This is a genomic window from Burkholderia sp. B10 (genome assembly GCF_004368385.1).
GTDB classification, from domain to species: Bacteria; Pseudomonadota; Gammaproteobacteria; order Burkholderiales; family Burkholderiaceae; genus Burkholderia; species Burkholderia vietnamiensis.
Genome location: NZ_PQMX01000029.1, coordinates 1 through 17,536, shown reverse-complemented (window position 1 = coordinate 17,536; position 17,536 = coordinate 1). Strand labels below are relative to the sequence as shown.

The 17,536-nt window shown below is 69.5% G+C and carries 12 protein-coding genes and 1 pseudogene; 9 read left to right on the top strand and 4 right to left on the bottom strand.

All coding sequences use genetic code 11. From position 1 onward, the window contains the following. Nucleotides 1-7: 7 nt before the first annotated feature. From C3Y15_RS16315 to galU, 4 genes are all read right to left on the bottom strand, one after another. A complete protein-coding gene (locus C3Y15_RS16315; protein ID WP_069239727.1) occupies nucleotides 8-1,414 on the bottom strand; it encodes a UDP-glucose/GDP-mannose dehydrogenase family protein in 1,407 nt (468 codons plus the stop codon). 31 nt (nucleotides 1,415-1,445) lie between these two features. Then, nucleotides 1,446-2,711 carry a glycosyltransferase WbuB gene (locus tag C3Y15_RS16310; RefSeq protein ID WP_069239728.1) on the bottom strand — a complete coding sequence of 422 codons (1,266 nt, stop codon included), beginning with the start codon at nucleotides 2,709-2,711 and terminating at the stop codon, nucleotides 1,446-1,448. A 189-nt stretch (nucleotides 2,712-2,900) separates the two neighbouring features. Continuing rightward, nucleotides 2,901-3,482: a phosphatase PAP2 family protein gene (locus tag C3Y15_RS16305; protein WP_059474598.1), complete on the bottom strand. Its 582-nt coding sequence runs from the start codon at nucleotides 3,480-3,482 to the stop codon at nucleotides 2,901-2,903. 95 nt (nucleotides 3,483-3,577) lie between these two features. Next, complete coding sequence (galU, locus tag C3Y15_RS16300; RefSeq protein WP_011880563.1) at nucleotides 3,578-4,462, bottom strand: UTP--glucose-1-phosphate uridylyltransferase GalU; 885 nt, start codon at nucleotides 4,460-4,462, stop codon at nucleotides 3,578-3,580. Nucleotides 4,463-4,809: 347 nt separating this feature from the next. On the opposite strand from galU, the gene C3Y15_RS16295 reads away from it, so the two are divergent. The 9 genes and pseudogenes from C3Y15_RS16295 to C3Y15_RS16255 all read left to right on the top strand — a co-directional run. After that, nucleotides 4,810-5,034, top strand: coding sequence for a flagellar transcriptional regulator FlhD (locus C3Y15_RS16295; protein WP_059703086.1), 225 nt, complete (start codon nucleotides 4,810-4,812; stop codon nucleotides 5,032-5,034). Nucleotides 5,035-5,241: 207 nt separating this feature from the next. Next, on the top strand, nucleotides 5,242-5,475 hold the full coding sequence (locus tag C3Y15_RS16290; protein WP_011880561.1) for a flagellar transcriptional regulator FlhD: 234 nt from the start codon (nucleotides 5,242-5,244) through the stop codon (nucleotides 5,473-5,475). Nucleotides 5,476-5,754: 279 nt separating this feature from the next. Further along, nucleotides 5,755-6,210, top strand: coding sequence for a cellulose biosynthesis protein BcsD (bcsD, locus tag C3Y15_RS16285; protein WP_124260107.1), 456 nt, complete (start codon nucleotides 5,755-5,757; stop codon nucleotides 6,208-6,210). A gap of 27 nt (nucleotides 6,211-6,237) precedes the next feature. Beyond that, entirely contained in the window at nucleotides 6,238-6,675 is a 438-nt protein-coding gene (gene bcsP, locus C3Y15_RS16280; protein WP_308117486.1) for a cellulose biosynthesis protein BcsP, read from the top strand. Next, nucleotides 6,672-7,451 (top strand): cellulose biosynthesis protein BcsQ, encoded by a 780-nt coding sequence (gene bcsQ / locus C3Y15_RS16275; protein ID WP_124260105.1) that lies wholly within the window; start codon nucleotides 6,672-6,674, stop codon nucleotides 7,449-7,451. The genes bcsP and bcsQ overlap by 4 nt, the downstream gene beginning before the upstream one ends. Beyond that, nucleotides 7,448-9,649 (top strand): UDP-forming cellulose synthase catalytic subunit, encoded by a 2,202-nt coding sequence (bcsA, locus tag C3Y15_RS16270; RefSeq protein ID WP_124260104.1) that lies wholly within the window; start codon nucleotides 7,448-7,450, stop codon nucleotides 9,647-9,649. Before bcsQ ends, bcsA begins: the two co-directional genes overlap by 4 nt. A 16-nt stretch (nucleotides 9,650-9,665) precedes the next feature. Beyond that, on the top strand, nucleotides 9,666-12,212 hold the full coding sequence (gene bcsB, locus C3Y15_RS16265; protein ID WP_124260103.1) for a cellulose biosynthesis cyclic di-GMP-binding regulatory protein BcsB: 2,547 nt from the start codon (nucleotides 9,666-9,668) through the stop codon (nucleotides 12,210-12,212). A gap of 1 nt (nucleotide 12,213) precedes the next feature. Further along, on the top strand, nucleotides 12,214-16,677 hold the full coding sequence (locus tag C3Y15_RS16260; RefSeq protein ID WP_124260102.1) for a cellulose biosynthesis protein BcsC: 4,464 nt from the start codon (nucleotides 12,214-12,216) through the stop codon (nucleotides 16,675-16,677). A gap of 540 nt (nucleotides 16,678-17,217) precedes the next feature. Further along, nucleotides 17,218-17,536 (top strand): annotated as a pseudogene (locus C3Y15_RS16255) (phosphomannomutase/phosphoglucomutase); the annotation flags it as partial.

The window sequence follows — 17,536 nt, the reverse complement described above, 5'->3', positions numbered from 1 at the left end:
TGTACGCTTATGCCCGTGCTACGCTCAGCGTCCTAACTGTTTCCGCTCCCGCCACATCCGGCCGCCCAATACTGTAATACTCAACCCCCAACTCCCCCATCGCCTCCGGCTCATAAAGATTCCGCCCATCGAAGATCACCGGCTCATTCAGCAGTTCCACCAGCGCCGCGAAATTCGGGCTCTTGAACACCTTCCACTCGGTGACGATCAGCAGCGCGTCGGCGCCGGCCGCAGCCTCTTCCGACGTCGCAACGAACCGAAGCCTTGCATGCGCGCCAGGATCGTCGCCAAGATCGAGAGCGAGCACACGCCGCGCTTCCTCCGTCGCAACCGGATCGTAAGCGCGAACGCTCGCACCGCGCTTCAGCAGCCCGGCGATCAGATCGCGGCTCGGCGCTTCGCGCATGTCGTCGGTATTGGGCTTGAACGCCAGCCCCCACAGCCCGAACGTGAGCCCCGACAGATTTTCCCCGAATCGCTCCGAAATCTTCTCCAGCAACACCTTCTTCTGCGCATCGTTGACCGCTTCGACAGCTTCCAGAATCCGCAGCGACTGGCCGTATTCGGCAGCGGTCTGCACCAGCGCACGCACGTCCTTCGGAAAACACGATCCGCCGTAGCCGACCCCGGCATACAGGAAGTCGTAACCGATCCGCGGATCCGAACCGATGCCGCGCCGCACGGCCTCGATATCCGCGCCGACGCGATCGGCCAGATTCGCCAGCTCGTTCATGAACGAGATGCGCGTCGCGAGCATCGCGTTCGCCGCATACTTGGTGAACTCGGCCGAGCGCACGTCCATATAGCGCGTCCGCTCATGATTGCGGTTGAACGGAGCATACAGCCGTTTCATCTGTTCGCGCGCACGCTCGCCAGCTTCATCGGAATCGGTGCCGATCACGATGCGGTCCGGGCGCATGAAATCGTCGACGGCCGCACCTTCCTTCAAAAACTCCGGATTCGACACGACCGAGAATTCATGGCGCACGCCGCGCCGCGTGAGCTCGGTCGCGATCGCATCGCGCACGTGCAGCGCGGTGCCTACCGGCACGGTCGACTTATCGACCACCACCTTCGCGCCGGTCATGTAGCGCCCGATGTTGCGCGCAGCGGCGAGCACGTATTGCAGATCGGCGGAACCGTCCTCGTCGGGCGGCGTACCGACGGCGATGAACTGGATGTCGCCGTGCGCGACGCTCGCTTCGATATCGGTCGAGAACTGCAGCCGGCCGCTGGCGCGATTGCGATCGATCAGCTCCTTCAGGCCCGGCTCGTGAATCGGTACGCCGCCGCCGTTCAGGATGTCGATCTTGCGTTGGTCGACGTCGACGCAAAACACGTCGTTGCCGATTTCGGCGAGGCAAGCGCCAGTGACGAGGCCTACGTAGCCGGTACCGATGATGGTGATCTTCATGTTGCGGTATCGAGAAGAGTCGAATGCAGTTTCAGAAATCCGGATGCCGTGCGCCGGGGACTTCGGCGTCGGACGGCGCGGGACGCAATGCGTGCAACTTGGCATCGAATGCGCTCAACACCGCGTCGCGCGAAAGCACGGCCTCGGCGAATTTGCGCCCGGCCTGCCCCAGTCGGGCGCGTTCGGCCGCATTCGCCGCGAGCGCGTCGATCGACGACGCAAGCGTTTCGGCATCGCCCGGCGGAACCACGATCCCGCGCGGCGCAACAACGTCATGCAGCTCGGTGCCGGGGCTCGCCATCGCGATCACGGCCCGCCCGCTGGCGAACATGCCGGTCAGCTTCGACGGCATCACGAGATCGGCAGCGTCGGCACGCTGGGGCAGCACATGGATGTCGGCGAGATTCAGCAGCTCGTTCAGCCGGCTGATCGGTTGCAGCTCGAGAAAGCGGCAGTTCCTCAGGCCGCCGCAGCGCATCAGAAGCTCCGCACGCGCCGGCCCGTTGCCGCAGAACACGAACACGACGTCGTCTCGCATCACGAGTCGTTGCGCCGCGTCGGCCAGGATATCGAGCCCTTGCTTCGCACCCATGTTGCCCGAATAGAGCACGATCGTCGCGGTGGGAGAGATGTACAGCGAGGTCCGCAATTCGCTCGGCCGCTTGAGCGGATAGATCGAATGCGTGTCGGCCCAGTTCGCAAAGTGGACGAGCTTGTGCGGCTGAATGCCCTTGCGCATCGCATGCTCGATCATCTTTCCCGAGATCGTCGATACGGTGTCGAACCGCTTCAGCAGCGTACGTTCGAGCACAAGCACCGCACGCTTGAGCAGCGATCCCTTCAGCATCCCGAGGCTGAATGCGGCATCGACCTCGTAGTCCTGGATGTGAATCCACGCATGCGCGCCGGTGAGGCGCGCGACGAGCCAGCCGGCCGGTGCATTGAGCAGGCTCGGCGCGATGCACACGACGACGTCGGGCCGCCACAGCGCCTGCCGCAGCATGATCGGAAAGCTCGACAGCGCGAAGCTCGCCAGGTGCGCGATGCGGCGCATGCCGCTCGGTCGCGACGGCACCCACAGCGGCGCACGCCAGAGCGCGACGCCGCCGCGCTCTTCGGTCGAGTAGCGCAGCGCCGAGTAACCGCTGGCGACGCGCCACTCGGGATAGTAGGGCGGCGCGCACACGACACGCACGGTGTGGCCTTTCTCGACGAGCGTTTCCGCCATCTCGGCGGTGTACTTGCCGATGCCGGTCAGCTCGGGCGCATAGTTGATGCCGTAGACGAGGATCTTCATCGGCTCCCAGCGAAAATAGAAAATGGTGCAGTGCGTGATGAACCCATTGTCGGTAATGCCAATCGTGCGAGTCCGACAGAATGTTGATCGGTGCCGCCAATCGTCGGCCGCGACCGTGCAGCACCACGAGCGTCGTCGCGCATCGCCGGTCGCATGTCGAGCCCGGCAACCTCCGCGCACGTCCCCCGCTCACATCCCCCTTGCACAAACCACCGGCGCATACACGTCGATCGCATCCTGAATCGCCGCATGCCGTCCATACGCAAGCGCCGCCACGGCGCATACCGACACCACCGCGAGCGGCCGCAACACGGGCGGCAGGATCGGTGCATCCGTCCATCGTTTCAGTAGCACGACGGTGACGAGCACACCGAGCATCCAGCCGGCCATCACTTCGGACGCGGTATGTGCGTCGTCGCGTGCGCGCGCCACGGCGATCGTCGCGGCAAGCGCGAGCCCCGGCAACAGCGCGCGCAATGTACGCGTGTTCCAGCCGTCGTGCAGCATCAGCAGGCATGCCATCGGCCACACGGCCGCAGCGAGCAGCGCATGCCCGCTGATTGCGCGGAAGTGCACCGCGCGAATCTGCACGCCGCATCCCGCATGAAGAACCTTCGTGACGCCGACGAGCAACATCGCCGCAGCGAGCAGCGTGGCCCACGACAGCGCAATGCGCCAGCCGTACAACGAGCGTGTGAGCCATGCGAAACACACGGCGGCGAGCGGGAGCGTCAGCGCAGCGTCACCGAGGTTGCCGATGGCGGTCCACATGTGCGGTCCTCGCTGCGCGACGCCGCAATCTCCGCGGCACGTGGCGTGAAAGATCGGTCGCACGATGCGCCGCGGCCCGCGGCGCGCGACCGGCGTCAGACGACCAGCTGCTCCGACATCCGCGCGAGCAGATACCGTTCGAAATCCGCCGCGACCTCCGGATGCCGCAACGCAAATTCGACCGTCGCCTTCAGATAGCCGAGCTTGCTGCCGCAGTCGAAACGCGTGCCGTCGTAGCGGTACGCGAGCACCTGTTCATCGGTGAGCAGCGACTGGATCGCGTCGGTCAGCTGCAGTTCGCCGCCCGCGCCCGGCTTGAGCCCGCGCAGATGCTTGAAGATCTTCGGCTTCAGCACATAACGGCCGACGACGCCGAAATTCGACGGCGCCTGCGCCGGTTCGGGCTTCTCGACGATCCCCGACAGCTTGAAGAGATCGTCTTCCCAGCGCTTGCCGTCGATCACGCCATAGGACTTCGAATCCGCCGGCGCGATCTCCTCGACGCCGATGACCGACGCATGATAGTGGTCGAATACGTCGATCATCTGGCGCAGAACCGGCGTCGGGCCGTCGAGCAGATCGTCGGCGAGAATCACGGCGAACGGGTTGTCGCCGACGAGCTTCTCCGCGCACAGGACGGCGTGACCGAGCCCGAGCGCTTCGGCCTGGCGAACGTAGAAGCAGTCGACATGGCTCGGCTTGATGCTGCGCACGAGCGACAGCAGCTTCTCCTTGCCGCGTGCCTCGAGCTCGGCCTCGATCTCGTACGACTTGTCGAAGTGATCTTCGATCGCGCGCTTGCTGCGCCCGGTCACGAAGATCATCTCGGTGATGCCCGCTTCGATCGCCTCTTCGACGGCATACTGGATCAACGGCTTGTCCACGACCGGCAACATTTCCTTGGGGCTCGCCTTGGTGGCGGGCAGGAACCGCGTGCCCAGGCCGGCGACCGGAAAGACGGCTTTCGTCACTTTCAACATAGCGATATTTCCATGATTTCGGAGTGAAGAGCGGACCACGCCGGTTTCCGATGCGGCGTCCGGGCGCCCAGACAATCGACGTTGCACATGCGCAATCGCATTGCGTCGAGCGTGTGCAGTTGCACAAATCCTAGGGGCGTTCCGGATTGAAACGACGACTGAATCCTGGGCGAATCGGACAGGCCGATCACGACATCACGAATTGCACAACGAACTATTTTGAAATGGTATTCATTCGACGGCAGCCGCGATGAAGCGCGGCTTGCATCCGCACACCGGAACGGCAACTGCCGACGCGTCGGAATGCCGATCCATCGACGTCACGGGCGTGTTATCGGGAGGGCGCGATGATGGAACAACGCGACATTTGCCGCGCACTGGAAGCGCTGGACCCGGCCTACCTGGAACTGATGCAGCAGATGCTGAAGATCGATTGCGACGTGGCTGCACGCGAGCTCGGCATCTCGAACGAGATTGCGTCAGTGATCATTGCGCTGAAGCCGGCGGAGCTCGAAGCGCTCGTCGAGCGCCTGACGCAGGCCAGGCCCGACGCACCGGTTCCGTCCCCGTAGGCCCCATTCCGCGCTCGCGGTAACCGCCGCGATTGCGGCAATCGCGCCAGTCGCAGAACATCGCGATTTGGCGGATTACGTCTATGCTTTGTCCGTTCAGCGGTGCATGCGTCACATACAGTACTCGGTCGAGAACGCCGGGCGTCGGGAACATGCGCCCCGTGGCCTGCCGAATCCGACGGCCGGCCGACAATAACAGGAACGATCATGGCCGAACAGGACGACGTCTTCGACGCAATCGCTGAATTCAACCGTTCATACCTGACGCTCGCGCAGCGCCTGCTGCATGCGGATCGCGAAGTCGCGAAACAGCAGCTGGGCATGTCCGACGAAGTCGCATCGATCGTCGCCGGGTTGACGCCGGAGCAGATCGAGGTGCTCGCCGATCGCCGCGAGCTGTTCTGCGAATTCCGCGATGAATCGTCGCCGGGCCTGGCCTGACACGACGCCCGCGTAGTCGCTCGATGCCTCGCGGCGCGCCCAGCGCCGCGTGAAGTGTGTTCGCCGTCCGACGACGGGCGGGCGCACGAAACGGCCGCGCTGACGCAGCCGGCCCGTTGTCGGTTACGTCTGCCAGTTTGTCGCCTCCGGGCTAGATGTTGGCGCCCATCCGCGAAGCGGGATTCGCTACGATTTCCAAAACGCCGTTGGCACGATGCCCGCACACGACAGGCACGATGCGGGCACATCGATCATCCAATTTCACCGGGGCCGTCTCGCATGCAGGAAATCTTGGAGCACCTTCTCGAGCGCCAGGTGTCGCCGCAATGGCGCGGGTTCCTGGAGGCGCTTGCCGGCGAATTCAGCGATCAGCTCGATCAGGACGAACTCCGCCAACTGATGGCGCGCGTCGGCATGCGCTTCGCGGCCGCGCATCCGCTCGGCCCGTGCGAGTCGACCGACGATCTCACGAACGCCTTGAACGCGCGCTGGCGCGAAATGGAGTGGGGCTACGCCGAGCTGTCAGACGAACAGGCGTTTCTGCGCATCGTTCATTACGCGGCGCCGTTGCGCGCGCTCGGCGCCAGCCATCTCGGCTGGTCGGCGGCGTTCCTGCAGGGCGCGTATCAGGGCTGGTTCGACAGCGTCGGCGCGGCCGGCCTGCGCGTGACGCAGGACGTCGTGCCGCAGGACGACGCACGGATCGAGTTGCGCATCGCTCGCGCGCCGCGCTGAACGGCCCGCGCGACCGGACTCTCCGTCATGACAACAGGGCAGCTTATGTCGAGCTCACGGGATATCGAATCGTTGTTCAAGCGTTTCGGCGGCGATGCCGGACGCTATCACGAGGTGCGCGCGGAAGCGGATGCCGATGCGGCGCGCGCGCGCTGGCCGCTGCTCGCTGGTGTCGAATTGCAAGCGGACGACGCGCCTCGCGGGCCCGCGCCGATCGCTGCCGAGCACACGCATCCCGAAGCCGACGCCGCGACGGCCGACACGCGCGCGGCGTGCGCAACCGCCGCCGCCGCACGCGATCGCAGCGCCGGCGCGCTGAAGAAACTGGTCGGCAAGTCGCCGGCCTCGGACCGCACGCGCGCGCCCGGCTCGTCCGAGCCGCTGCAGACGCTGTTCGAGCGGCTGCGCGGTCACGCGCCGGCCGACGCGCCGAAGCCGCCGCCGGTATGGACGGGCCGTTCATGAAGATCGTCGTGATCGCGTCGGCAAAGGGCGGCGTCGGCAAGACGACGCTGGCGGCGAACCTCGCGGCCGTGCTCGCGGCGTCGCGCCGGCATCGCGTGTGCGTGGTGGATCTGGATCCGCAGAATGCGCTGAAGCTGCATTTCGGCGTACCGCTCGAGATGAGCGACGGGCTGGCCGGCGCGGCGCTGAGCGAGCGGCAGTGGCCGCTCGCGGTGGTCGACGGGATCGCGGTGATGCCGTTCGGCGTGGTCGGCGAAACGGATCAGCGCCGCTTCGAGCGCATGCTCGATCGCGATCCGGCGTGGCTCGCGCGCGGGCTCGCCGCGCTCGCGCTCGGCGACGACGACATCGTGATCGTCGATACGCCGCCCGGCTCGTCGGTCTACATGCGCGCCGCACTGACGGCGGCGCATTTCGTGCTGACCGTGCTGCTCGCCGACGCGGCGTCGTACGCGTCGATCCCGCAGATGCGGCGCATGCTCGACGCCTATGCGGCGACGCGCACCGACTTCGTCGGCGACGGCTACGTGGTCAATCAGGTCGATCAGTCGCGCGAGCTGGGCCGCGACGTGCTGCGCGCATTGCGCGACAGCGTCGGCGCGGCGCGCTTCGCCGGCGTGATTCACGCGGATCAGGGCGTCGCGGAATCGCTCGCGTGTCGCACGACCGTGCATCGCTACGACCCGCGTTCGCAGGCCGCGGCCGACCTGAGCGCGTGTGCCGAGTGGCTCGAACGCGCGCTCGGGCGGCGCGCGAATGCGCGGAGCGTGGCATGAGCGCGGCTGTCGAGGTCTCTCGCGGATCGGCGCTCGACCGGCTGCTCGACCGGTTGCCGGGCAGCGGCTGGCTCGTCACGGCGCCGCTCGCCGCATGCGCGGCGCTGGCGCTGTATTTCGTCTGTACGGTGCCGCTCGACGACGCCGGCCAGCTCGCGTTCGCGACCTGCTGTCTGGCCGGTGCGCTCGCGATCCGGCGCGTGAACGGCCGCTACGCGACGCTCGTGATGATCGTGCTGTCGGTCGTGGCCACCGGCCGGTACATGTTCTGGCGACTCACCGAAACGCTGGTGTGGTCGCACCCGCTCGACGCGGCCTGGGGCGCGCTGCTCGTCGCGGCCGAAGTGTATGCGGCCGCGGTGCTGCTGCTCGGCTACTTCCAGACGGCGTGGCCGCTGGGGCGCAAGCCGTTGCCGCTGCCCGCGTCGCGCGCGGACTGGCCGAGCGTCGACGTGTTCATCCCGACGTACAACGAGCCGCTCAGCGTCGTCAAACCGACGGTCTACGCGGCGCTCGCGCTCGACTATCCGGCCGACAAGCTGTCGATCCACGTGCTCGACGACGGGCGCCGGCCGGAGTTCCGGGACTTCTGCGAAGCCGTCGGCGTGCACTGGACGATCCGCGATCACAACCGTTACGCGAAAGCCGGCAACCTGAACGAAGCGCTGAAGGCGACTCACGGCGAGTACGTCGCGATCTTCGATTGCGATCATGTGCCGACGCGCTCGTTCCTGCAGCTGTGCCTCGGCTGGTTCATCCGCGACCCGAAGCTGTCGATGCTGCAGACGCCCCATCATTTCTTCTCGGCCGATCCGTTCGAGCGCAACCTCGGGATCTTCCGCAAGGTGCCGAACGAAGGCGAGTTGTTCTACGGGCTGGTGCAGGACGGCAACGACCTCTGGAACGCGACGTTCTTCTGCGGATCGTGCGCGCTGCTGCGGCGCTCGATGGTCGAGGAGATCGGCGGCATCGCGACCGAGACGGTCACCGAGGATGCCCATACGGCGCTGAAGCTGCATCGCCACGGCTATACGACCGCCTATCTCGCGATCCCGCAGGCGGCCGGTCTCGCGACCGAAAGCCTGACGGGCCACATCGGCCAGCGCATCCGCTGGGCGCGCGGCATGACGCAGATCTTCCGCATCGACAATCCGCTGTTCGGACGCGGGCTCACGCTGGGGCAGCGGCTGTGCTACCTGAACGCGATGATGCATTTCTTCTACGGCATCCCGCGGCTCGTGTTCCTCACCGCGCCGCTGTCGTTCCTGTTCTTCGGCGCGCACGTGATCCACGCATCGGCGACGATGCTCGCGCTCTACGCGCTGCCGCACGTCGTGCACGCGACGCTGACGAACTCGCGGATGCAGAGCCGGTTCCGGCATTCGTTCTGGGCGGAAGTCTACGAGGCCGTGCTCGCGTCGTACATCGCGTTGCCGACGCTGCTCGCGCTGGTCAATCCGCGGCTCGGCACGTTCAACGTCACGGCCAAGGGCGGCCGGATCGACCGCGGCTATTTCGACTGGGCGATCTCGAAGCCGTACCTGAGCCTGGTGATCCTGAACGCGTTCGGCCTCGCGATGGGCGCGCTGCATATCGCGCTGAATCGCGGCGTGGGCAGCGAGGTGCAGACGACGGCGTTCAACCTCGCGTGGACGACCTACAACCTGCTGATCCTCGGCCTCGCGGTCGCCGCGGCGAACGAGCGCCGGCAGGTGCGCGAGTCGCATCGCGTCGCCGCGCGCATTCCGGTGATGCTGCGGTTCGGCAACGGCCGCACGCTGGCGTGCGAAACGCTCGACTACTCGGAAGGCGGCATCGGCGTCGCGGTGCCGGACGACGCGCGCGTGCCCGACGGCGAACAGGTGACCGTGTCGCTGTTTCGCGGCGTCGACGAGTACGCGTTTCCGGGGACGATCGAGTACGCGGAACCGGGGCGGCTCGGCATCCGCTTCGAGACCCTGTCGCAACAGCAGGAATTCGATCTGGTCAGCTCGACGTTCGCGCGCGCGGACGCATGGATCGACTGGACCGCGGGCCGCCGGCCGGACTCGCCGCCGCATGCATTCCTGCATCTCGCGACGGTCGGCATACGCGGTTTGCTGCGCGTGATCGCGCGCCTGTACGGCGACCTGCGCGGCGGCCACCACGGCGGCCGCGGCGGCAAAGGCGACGCCGCCGACACCATCACGAAGAAATAACACGAGGGCAGACAGCATGACGGGGATGTCGCGATGGCGCGGCGGCACGCGCGACGACGCGGGTGAAAACGCGCGCGTTTCGATGGGGGTAGCCGCGGCTCGTCGCGCGCGGGCCGGCAGCTGGCGCACGCGCTGGCCGCGCAAGCTGCGGACGTGCGCATGCGCGTTCGGCGCGCTCGCGAGCGGCGTCGCGTTGGGCCTCTGGGCATCCGCTGCGCTGGCCCAGCAGCCCGGCGCGGTGCGCGCGTTCGATCCTGCCGCGTCGCCCGGCGAGCCGCCGGAGCGCCTGGCCGATCGTTTGCCGTCGCTGTCGATGGCCGTGCCGGCCGGCCCAGCCGTCGCGCCGCCGCCGCTGCTCGCCGAGCCGGTGCCGAAGGACGAAGCCGAGCGTCGCCGCGCCGGCCGGCTGCCGACCACGGCGGAGCCCGGCACGCTGGTGCCGGGCGGCCGGCGTCAGGCGCTGACGTTCGCCGATCTCGGCGCGCGCGATCCGTTGCAGTTGCACGGCACGGACGGCCAGAACGGCGTCGCGTTTTCGGTGCGGCGCGACGAGGTCGTCACGGCGGCGGCGCTGCACCTCGTCTACAGCTACTCGCCCGCATTGCTGCCGGACCTGTCGCAGCTGAAGGTGCTGGTCAACGGCGAAGTGGCGGCGACGCTGCCGCTGCCGGCCGCGCAGGCGGGGATGACGGTCGCACGCGACGTGCCGATCGATCCGCGCTTCGTCACCGAGTACAACCATCTGAACGTTCAGCTGATCGGCCATTACACGAACGGCTGCGAGAATCCGGCCAGTTCGTCGCTGTGGGCGACGGTGAGCAACGCGAGCCGGCTGGAATTGACCTATGCGACGCTGCCCGAGCCGCCCGAGCTCGGCGTGCTGCCCGCGCCGTTCTTCGATCAGCGCGACGTGCGGCGGCTCGAGCTGCCGTTCGCGTTCGCCGCGCGGCCGTCGCGCGAGACGCTGGAGGCGGCCGGTATCGTCGCATCGTGGTTCGGCGCGCTCGCGTCGTATCGCGGCGCGCGCTTCCCGGTGCGCGTCGGCGCCATGCCGGAAGCGGGCAACGTCGTGGTGTTCGCGACCACCGACGATCGGGTGGACGGCGTCCCGCTGCCGGCCATCGACGGGCCGACGCTGGCGGTCGCCGACCGCCCCGCGCCCGCACACGGCCAGCTGTTGCTGGTGCTCGGACGCACGCCGGCCGAACTGAAGGCGGCCGCGCTGGCGCTCGCATTCGGCCGCGGCCCGCTCGCGGGCACGCGCGCCACGGTCACCGGTGTGCAGCCGCCCGCGCCGCGCGTGCCGTATGACGCGCCGAACTGGCTGTCGTCGGTTCGCCCGGTCCGCTTCGGCGAACTGGCCGCGGAACGCGCGCTATCGGTGTCCGGCTACCAGGCCGGCCCGGTGCGGCTCGATCTGCGCATGGCGCCCGATCTGTTTACGTGGAACACGCGCGGCGCGCCGATCGATCTGCGGTATCGCTATACGCCGACCCTGCGCGCCGATCGCTCGTCGCTCAACCTGAGCGTCGACGACACGTTCGTGAAGGCGCTGCCGATTCCGGCGCGCGACTGGGCCAACTGGAGCCTGAGCCGCTACCTGCCGTTCGTCGCCGACGGCACCGCGCGCGCGACGCTGCACGTGCCGCCGCCGCTGGTGACGCCGCATGCGCAACTGGCGCTGAACTTCTTCTACGAGATGCCGGATCAGGGCAAATGCACCGGGCGGCTGCTGCAGAACGTCGCGGGCGCGATCGACCCGGGCTCGACGATCGACGTGTCGTCGTTCCCGCACTACATCGCACTGCCCGATCTGGCCGCGTTCGCGAACAGCGGCTTTCCGTTCACGCGCATGGCCGATCTGTCGGACACGGCCGTCGTGCTGCCGAACGAGCCGTCGGCGGACGTCTACGGCCTGTACCTGCTCGCGATGGGGCGGATGGGCGCGTCGACCGGCTATCCGGTCAGCGGCGTGGCGGTGACCGACGCGGCCGGCGTCGATGCGTTCGCGTCGCGCGATCTGCTGATACTCGGCGCGCCGGACACGCAGCCGCTGCTGAGCCGCTGGGCCGCGCGCATCCCGTTCGACGACGAGCGCCGCGGCGGCGTGTTCGGTGGCCTGTTCGGCGGCCTGTTCGGCCGCGCGGTCGCGGCCGATTCGCCGGGCGCCGAGCGCGTGCAGGCCGGCCTGGCGATCGTGGCGGACGGCGCGAGCGCGGTGATCGCCGGCTTCGAATCGCCGTTGCGCAAGGCCCGCAGCGCGGTCGCGCTGATCGGCGCGACCGGCCATGCGGACGCGGTGCTCGGGCCGGCGCTGCTCGACGAGGATCTGCTCGCGTCGATCCGCGGCGCGACGGTGGTGATTCGCGATCGCACGGTGACGGTCGCGTCGACCGACACCGCGTATCACCTCGGCGCGCTGCCGCCGCTCACCTACGTGCGCTGGGTCATGTCGGGGCGGCCGGTGCTGCTCGCGCTGGTGGGCGTGCTGGGCGCCTTCATCGCGGCGGCGCTGTTCTATCGTTTGCTGCGCGCGCGTGCGGCGCGCCGGCTGAAGGAGTGACATGCGCGACCGACGGTTACGCGGGCTCGGCGCCCGCGCGGGCGGTGTCGCGAGCCTCGTGTGCGCGCTGGCGCTGCCGCATGCGGCGCAGGCCGCCAACGACGCGCTCAAAGTGCTCGTCGATCAGGGCCGCTACTGGCAGGCGCACGGTCGCGGCGATCTCGCGGCGCAGGCATGGAACAAGGTGCTCGGCGTCGATCCGAATCAGCCCGACGCGCTGTTCGGAATGGGGATGGTGCTCGCCGATCGCCGCGATCTCGACGGCGCGCGCCGCTATCTGGAGCAGCTGCGCCGCACCGCGCCCGGCTTCGCGCGCACCGACGAACTCGCGAGCCGCCTGGGCGAATCGAGTGCGCGGGACGCCGAGCTGGGCGATGCGCGCCGCCTCGCGCAAAGCGGGCAGAGCGAACAGGCCGTGCGGCAGTATCAGCGCGCGCTGCAGGGCGTGCCGTCGTCGCCGGCGCTGCAGCGTGAATATTTCCAGGCGCTCGCGGCCACGCCGAGCGGATGGAACGATGCGCGGCGCGGCCTCGAACGGCTCGCGCGCGACAACCCGGACGATCCGCGCTACGCGCTCGCCTATGCGCAACATCTGACCTATCGCGACGCGACGCGCCGCGACGGCATCGACCGGCTCGAACAGTTGGCCGGCGACGGCAAGGTCGGCAAGGACGCGCTGCAAAGCTGGCGTCAGGCGCTGCTGTGGCTCGCGGCGCGGCCGTCCGACCAGGCGCGCTATCTCGCGTACCTGAAGGTCGCGCCCGACGATGCGCCGGTCAAGGCGCGCTACGACGGCATGGTGCGGCCCGATCTGGCGGCGCGCGAGCCCGATCGGCGCGGCGCGGCGAACGAAGCGCGCGGCCGCGCGATCGACGACGGCTTCGTGGCGCTCGATCGTGGCGACCTCGCCGCGGCGCGCGCGCGTTTCGACGCCGTGCTCGACGCCAACCCGAACGACAGCGATGCGTTGGGCGGGCGCGGCATCGTCGCGCTGAAGCAGGAGCGCTTCGCGCAGGCGCGCAGCGATCTCGAACGCGCGTCGCGCGGCGGCAATGCGGCGCGCTGGCGCTCGGCGCTCGACAGCGCCACCTACTGGTTCTACACGAGCAGCGCGCTCGGCGCGCAGAGCAACGGCGACTTCGCGCAGGCGAAGGCGCTGTTCGAGCGCGCGATTCTCGCGGACCCGTCGAACGTCACCGCGCAGGTGCTGCTCGGCGACGCGCTGCTGGAGAACCGCGACGCGCCCGGCGCCGAGCAGGCGTACCGGATGGCGTTGCGGCGCCAGTCGGACAACCCGGACGCGATGCGCGGCCTGGTCGGCGCGCTGGCCGCGCAGGGCCGCGCGGACGAGGCATTGCAGTTCGCGACGCAACTGAGCGCCGAGCAGCAAGCGAAGGCCGGCGGCCTCGAGCGCTTGCGCAGTACGGCCGAGGCCGCGCAGGCGCGGCAGGCCGAAGCGCGCGGCGACCTCGGCGCGGCGCGCAGCCTGTTCGAGGATGCGCTCGCCGGCAATCCGGACGATCCGTGGCTGCGGCTCGACCTCGCGCGCGTGTACGTGCGGCAAGGCGCGATCGGCTCCGCGCGCAGCCTGATGGACGGCTTGCTGGCCGAGCGGCCCGACATGCCCGATGCGCTCTATGCCGGTGCGCTGCTGGCCGAGCAGACGCAGGACTGGAGCGTCGGCCTGCAGCGGCTCGAGCGCATCGCGCCCGCGCAGCGCACCGCGGCGATGACGACGTTGCAGCACCGGTTGTGGGTCGGCCAGCAGGTGGCCCTCGCGACGCGCCTGGCGCGCCATGGCCAGCAAGCGAAGGCGCTCGCCGTGCTGCACGAGGCGGACGGCATCGGCCTGTCGGTGCCGGCGCTCGCGGCGCAGCTGTCCGCCGGCTACGCGCAGGCCGGCGACGCCGCGCGCGCGCTGTGGATCGTGCAGCGTGCGCTGGGCCGGGAACCCGGCAATGCGGGCCTGCTGCTGCAATACGCGCGGCTCGCGTCGGCCGCGCACGACGAGGTGCGCGTGGCCGAGGCGATGCGGCGGCTCGACGCGATGCAGTTGTCGCCCGCGCAGCGTGCGGACGTCGAACGGCTCAATCTCGACATCGTCGTGCGTCGCGCCGATCAGGTGCGCGACGAAGGCGACCTCGCCGGCGGCTACGCCGTCATCGCGCCGTGGCTGGCCGCGATGCCCGACAACCCGGAGCTGCAGGGCGCGCTCGCGCGGCTGTACACGTCGGCCGGCGATCCGGCGAATGCGCTGAAGTGCTATCGGGTCGCGCTGGCCCGCCGCCCCGACGACGTCGGCCTGCTGATCGCGGCGATCTATGCGGCGAGCGGCGCGAAGGCGTGGCGCGACGGTGAAGCGTTCGCGGCGAGCGCGCTGCGCAGTGCGCCCGACGACCCAGCGCTGCTCGCGGCCGTCGGCCGTCTGTATCGCGCGCAGGGCAAGCTCACGCTCGCCGCGCAGTATCTGCAGCGGGCGCTGCTGGCGGCCAATACGCCGCCCGCGTCCGGCCAGCCGGCACGCGCGAACGTGCCGCGCGGCTGGGACGACGCGCTGCGGCGCATCGGCGCGAACCCGCTGCCCGGCACCAATCCGTTCGAAGGCAAGACCGCCGTCGACGCCGCGCGTCCGTCGCCGCGTTCCGGCGCGGCGCTGCCGGCGCCCGGCGCGCCTTCGTGGCCCTCTCCGTCCTCTTACGTTCCGACCGTGCCTTATTCGATGCCGCCCGCGCCGCCCGCGACCTACGTCATGCCGTCCGCCATGCCCGAGGCCAGTCCGGCGCCGCGCGCCGCGCCGCTGCCCGTTGCGCGCGAACCGGACGGTTACGGCGGCGACGGCGGCGGCTTGGCGGAGTCGGGACGCGCCGCGGCCGCGCCGCGCTATCGGCCGTATCGGCAGCCGGCGGCCGACGTGCCGTCGCCCGAATGCGGCGCGTCGGCCAGCGCTGACGACGACTGTGGTGCGGGCTACGTCGCGACGCCGTGGCCGATGTCGCCCGCGTCGCGTGCCGCGGCATCGGCGACTGCATCGGCGACTGCATCGGCGGCCGCGCCCGCGCCCGTGCCTGCGTCCCGGCCCGGCAGGCTGGCGCGCGGCGGCGCGAAGGCGCAGGCGACACGGCAGCCCGTGCTCGCGCAGACGGACGCGGATCCGTATGCGGCGCCACGCTACATTCCGCGTCCGCCGGCCGGCTATGCGGGCGGCCGGCCCGCGAGCCAGCCGCCGCAGCCGGACGGCGGCGCGAACGCCGCCGATGCGCAGCTGCTCGACGTCGCGTCGGAGCTCGCGCAGGTGAATCGCGAACAGACCAGCGCGCTGACCGGCGGCCTCGTGTTCCGCAACCGGACCGGCGAAGCCGGGCTGTCGGCTCTCACCGATATCGAGGCGCCGATCGAAGGGCGCATCAAGGCCGGCAACGGCCACGTCGTCGTGACGGCCACGCCGGTCATGCTCGACGGCGGCAGCGCGAGCACCGACGTGCCGACCCTCGCGCGATTCGGCGCGGGCTTGTCGAAGGCGGCGGGCGGCGGCTCGCCGGGCTCGCAGACCGCGAGCGGCGTCGGCGTCGCGCTCGGCTACGAGGGCAAGCAGGTGCAGGCCGAGATCGGCGCGACGCCGGTCGGGTTTCCGTATCAGGACATCGTCGGCGGCGCGCGCTACAACGGCGCGATCACCGATCGCGCGGCGTATTCGCTGGCCGTGACGCGCCGCGCGGTGACCGACAGCGTGCTGTCGTACGCGGGCGCGCGCGACGCGGGCGCGGGCCTCAAGTGGGGCGGCGTGATGCGCAGCGGCGCGCGCGGCACGCTGAGCTGGGACGACGGTACGAGCGGCACCTACGTCGCGGCCGGGTTCGACTTCTACGACGGCCATCACGTCGAGCGCAACTTCTCCGGCAAGGGCAGCGGCGGCGCGTATACGCGCATCCTGAACGATGCCGACCGGACGCTCACCGTCGGCGTCAACGCGACGTGGATGCGCTTCAGCAAGAACCAGTCGTATTTCACGTACGGGCACGGCGGGTATTTCAGCCCGCAGCAGTACGTGATACTGAACATTCCGGTCGAGTATTCAGGCAGGACCGGTGGGTTCACCTACGACCTGAACGGCTCGATCGGCGTGCAGCATTACCGGCAGAACGCGGTGCCGTATTTCCCGCTCGATCCGGGCATGCAGGCGCAAGCCGCGGCGAACGCGGCCGCCAGCCAGGCCGTGGGCCTCGATCCGGGTGCGCTGTACCCGTCGCACAGCAAGACGGGCGTCGCGTATTCGCTCGCCGCGCGCGGCGAATATCAGGTCGCGCCGCAACTCGCCGTCGGCGCGACCGCGTCGTTCGGCAACGCGTATCAGTATCGCGAATGGACGGCCGCCGTGTATCTGCGCTACAGCTTCACGCCGCAAGGCGGGCTGGCGCCGTTTCCGCCGCGCGTGTTCACGTCGCCGTATCTCGCGCAGACGGACTGAGCGCGGCGCGTGCGGGGTGTGCGGCCGGGGATGCGATGCCTTTGCCGCCGTGTCGCGCGCTGGCGGAATCGTTCAGAGCTTTGTCGGCCCGTCGGCGTGTGCGCGACGTACAGTGCCTGATCGAACGACCGGCGGGGGCGGAAGCGACGCGGCCGGCGCATCGGCAGCCGCGCATGCGGGCCGACCATGGCAGGCGGTGGCGATTTGCAACGCGGTTCGCGAACGACGACGCAATGCGCGCGTCGTGTGGGCGAGCTGCATGCGCGTCGGCGATCGCGGCGACGGTGCACGGCGATCCGCGGCGACGCGGAACGGACGACATTGCATGGCGCATCGCTGGCGGTCGTCCGTATCGGCGATCCGGTGCCCCGGCCACGCACGGCAACGCACGGCAACGCACGGCAACGCGCATTGCGCGCGCCGGGACGAGATGCCGCTGCTGTCGTGCGCGCATGTGAATTCGTCCGTCGCCCGGGTGCGCCGCGATTGCGCGGCGGCGGCGCAGGCGGCCATGCGCACGCGCCGGTCCGAGCGTTTTCCATGCACGCAACCGAGAGAGAACTGATGATCTCCCAATCCATCTTCAAGGCATATGACATTCGCGGCGTGGTCGGCAAGACGCTCGACGCCGATACGGCGCGCGCGATCGGCCGCGCGTTCGGCAGCGAAGTGCGCGCGCAAGGCGGCGACGCCGTCGTGGTCGCGCGCGACGGCCGCCTGTCCGGGCCGGAGCTCGTCGGCGCGCTGGCCGATGGCCTGCGTGCGGCGGGCGTCGACGTCGTCGACGTCGGCATGGTGCCCACGCCGGTCGGCTATTTCGCGGCGAGCGTGCCGCTCGCGCTGAAGGGCGGCGAGCGCC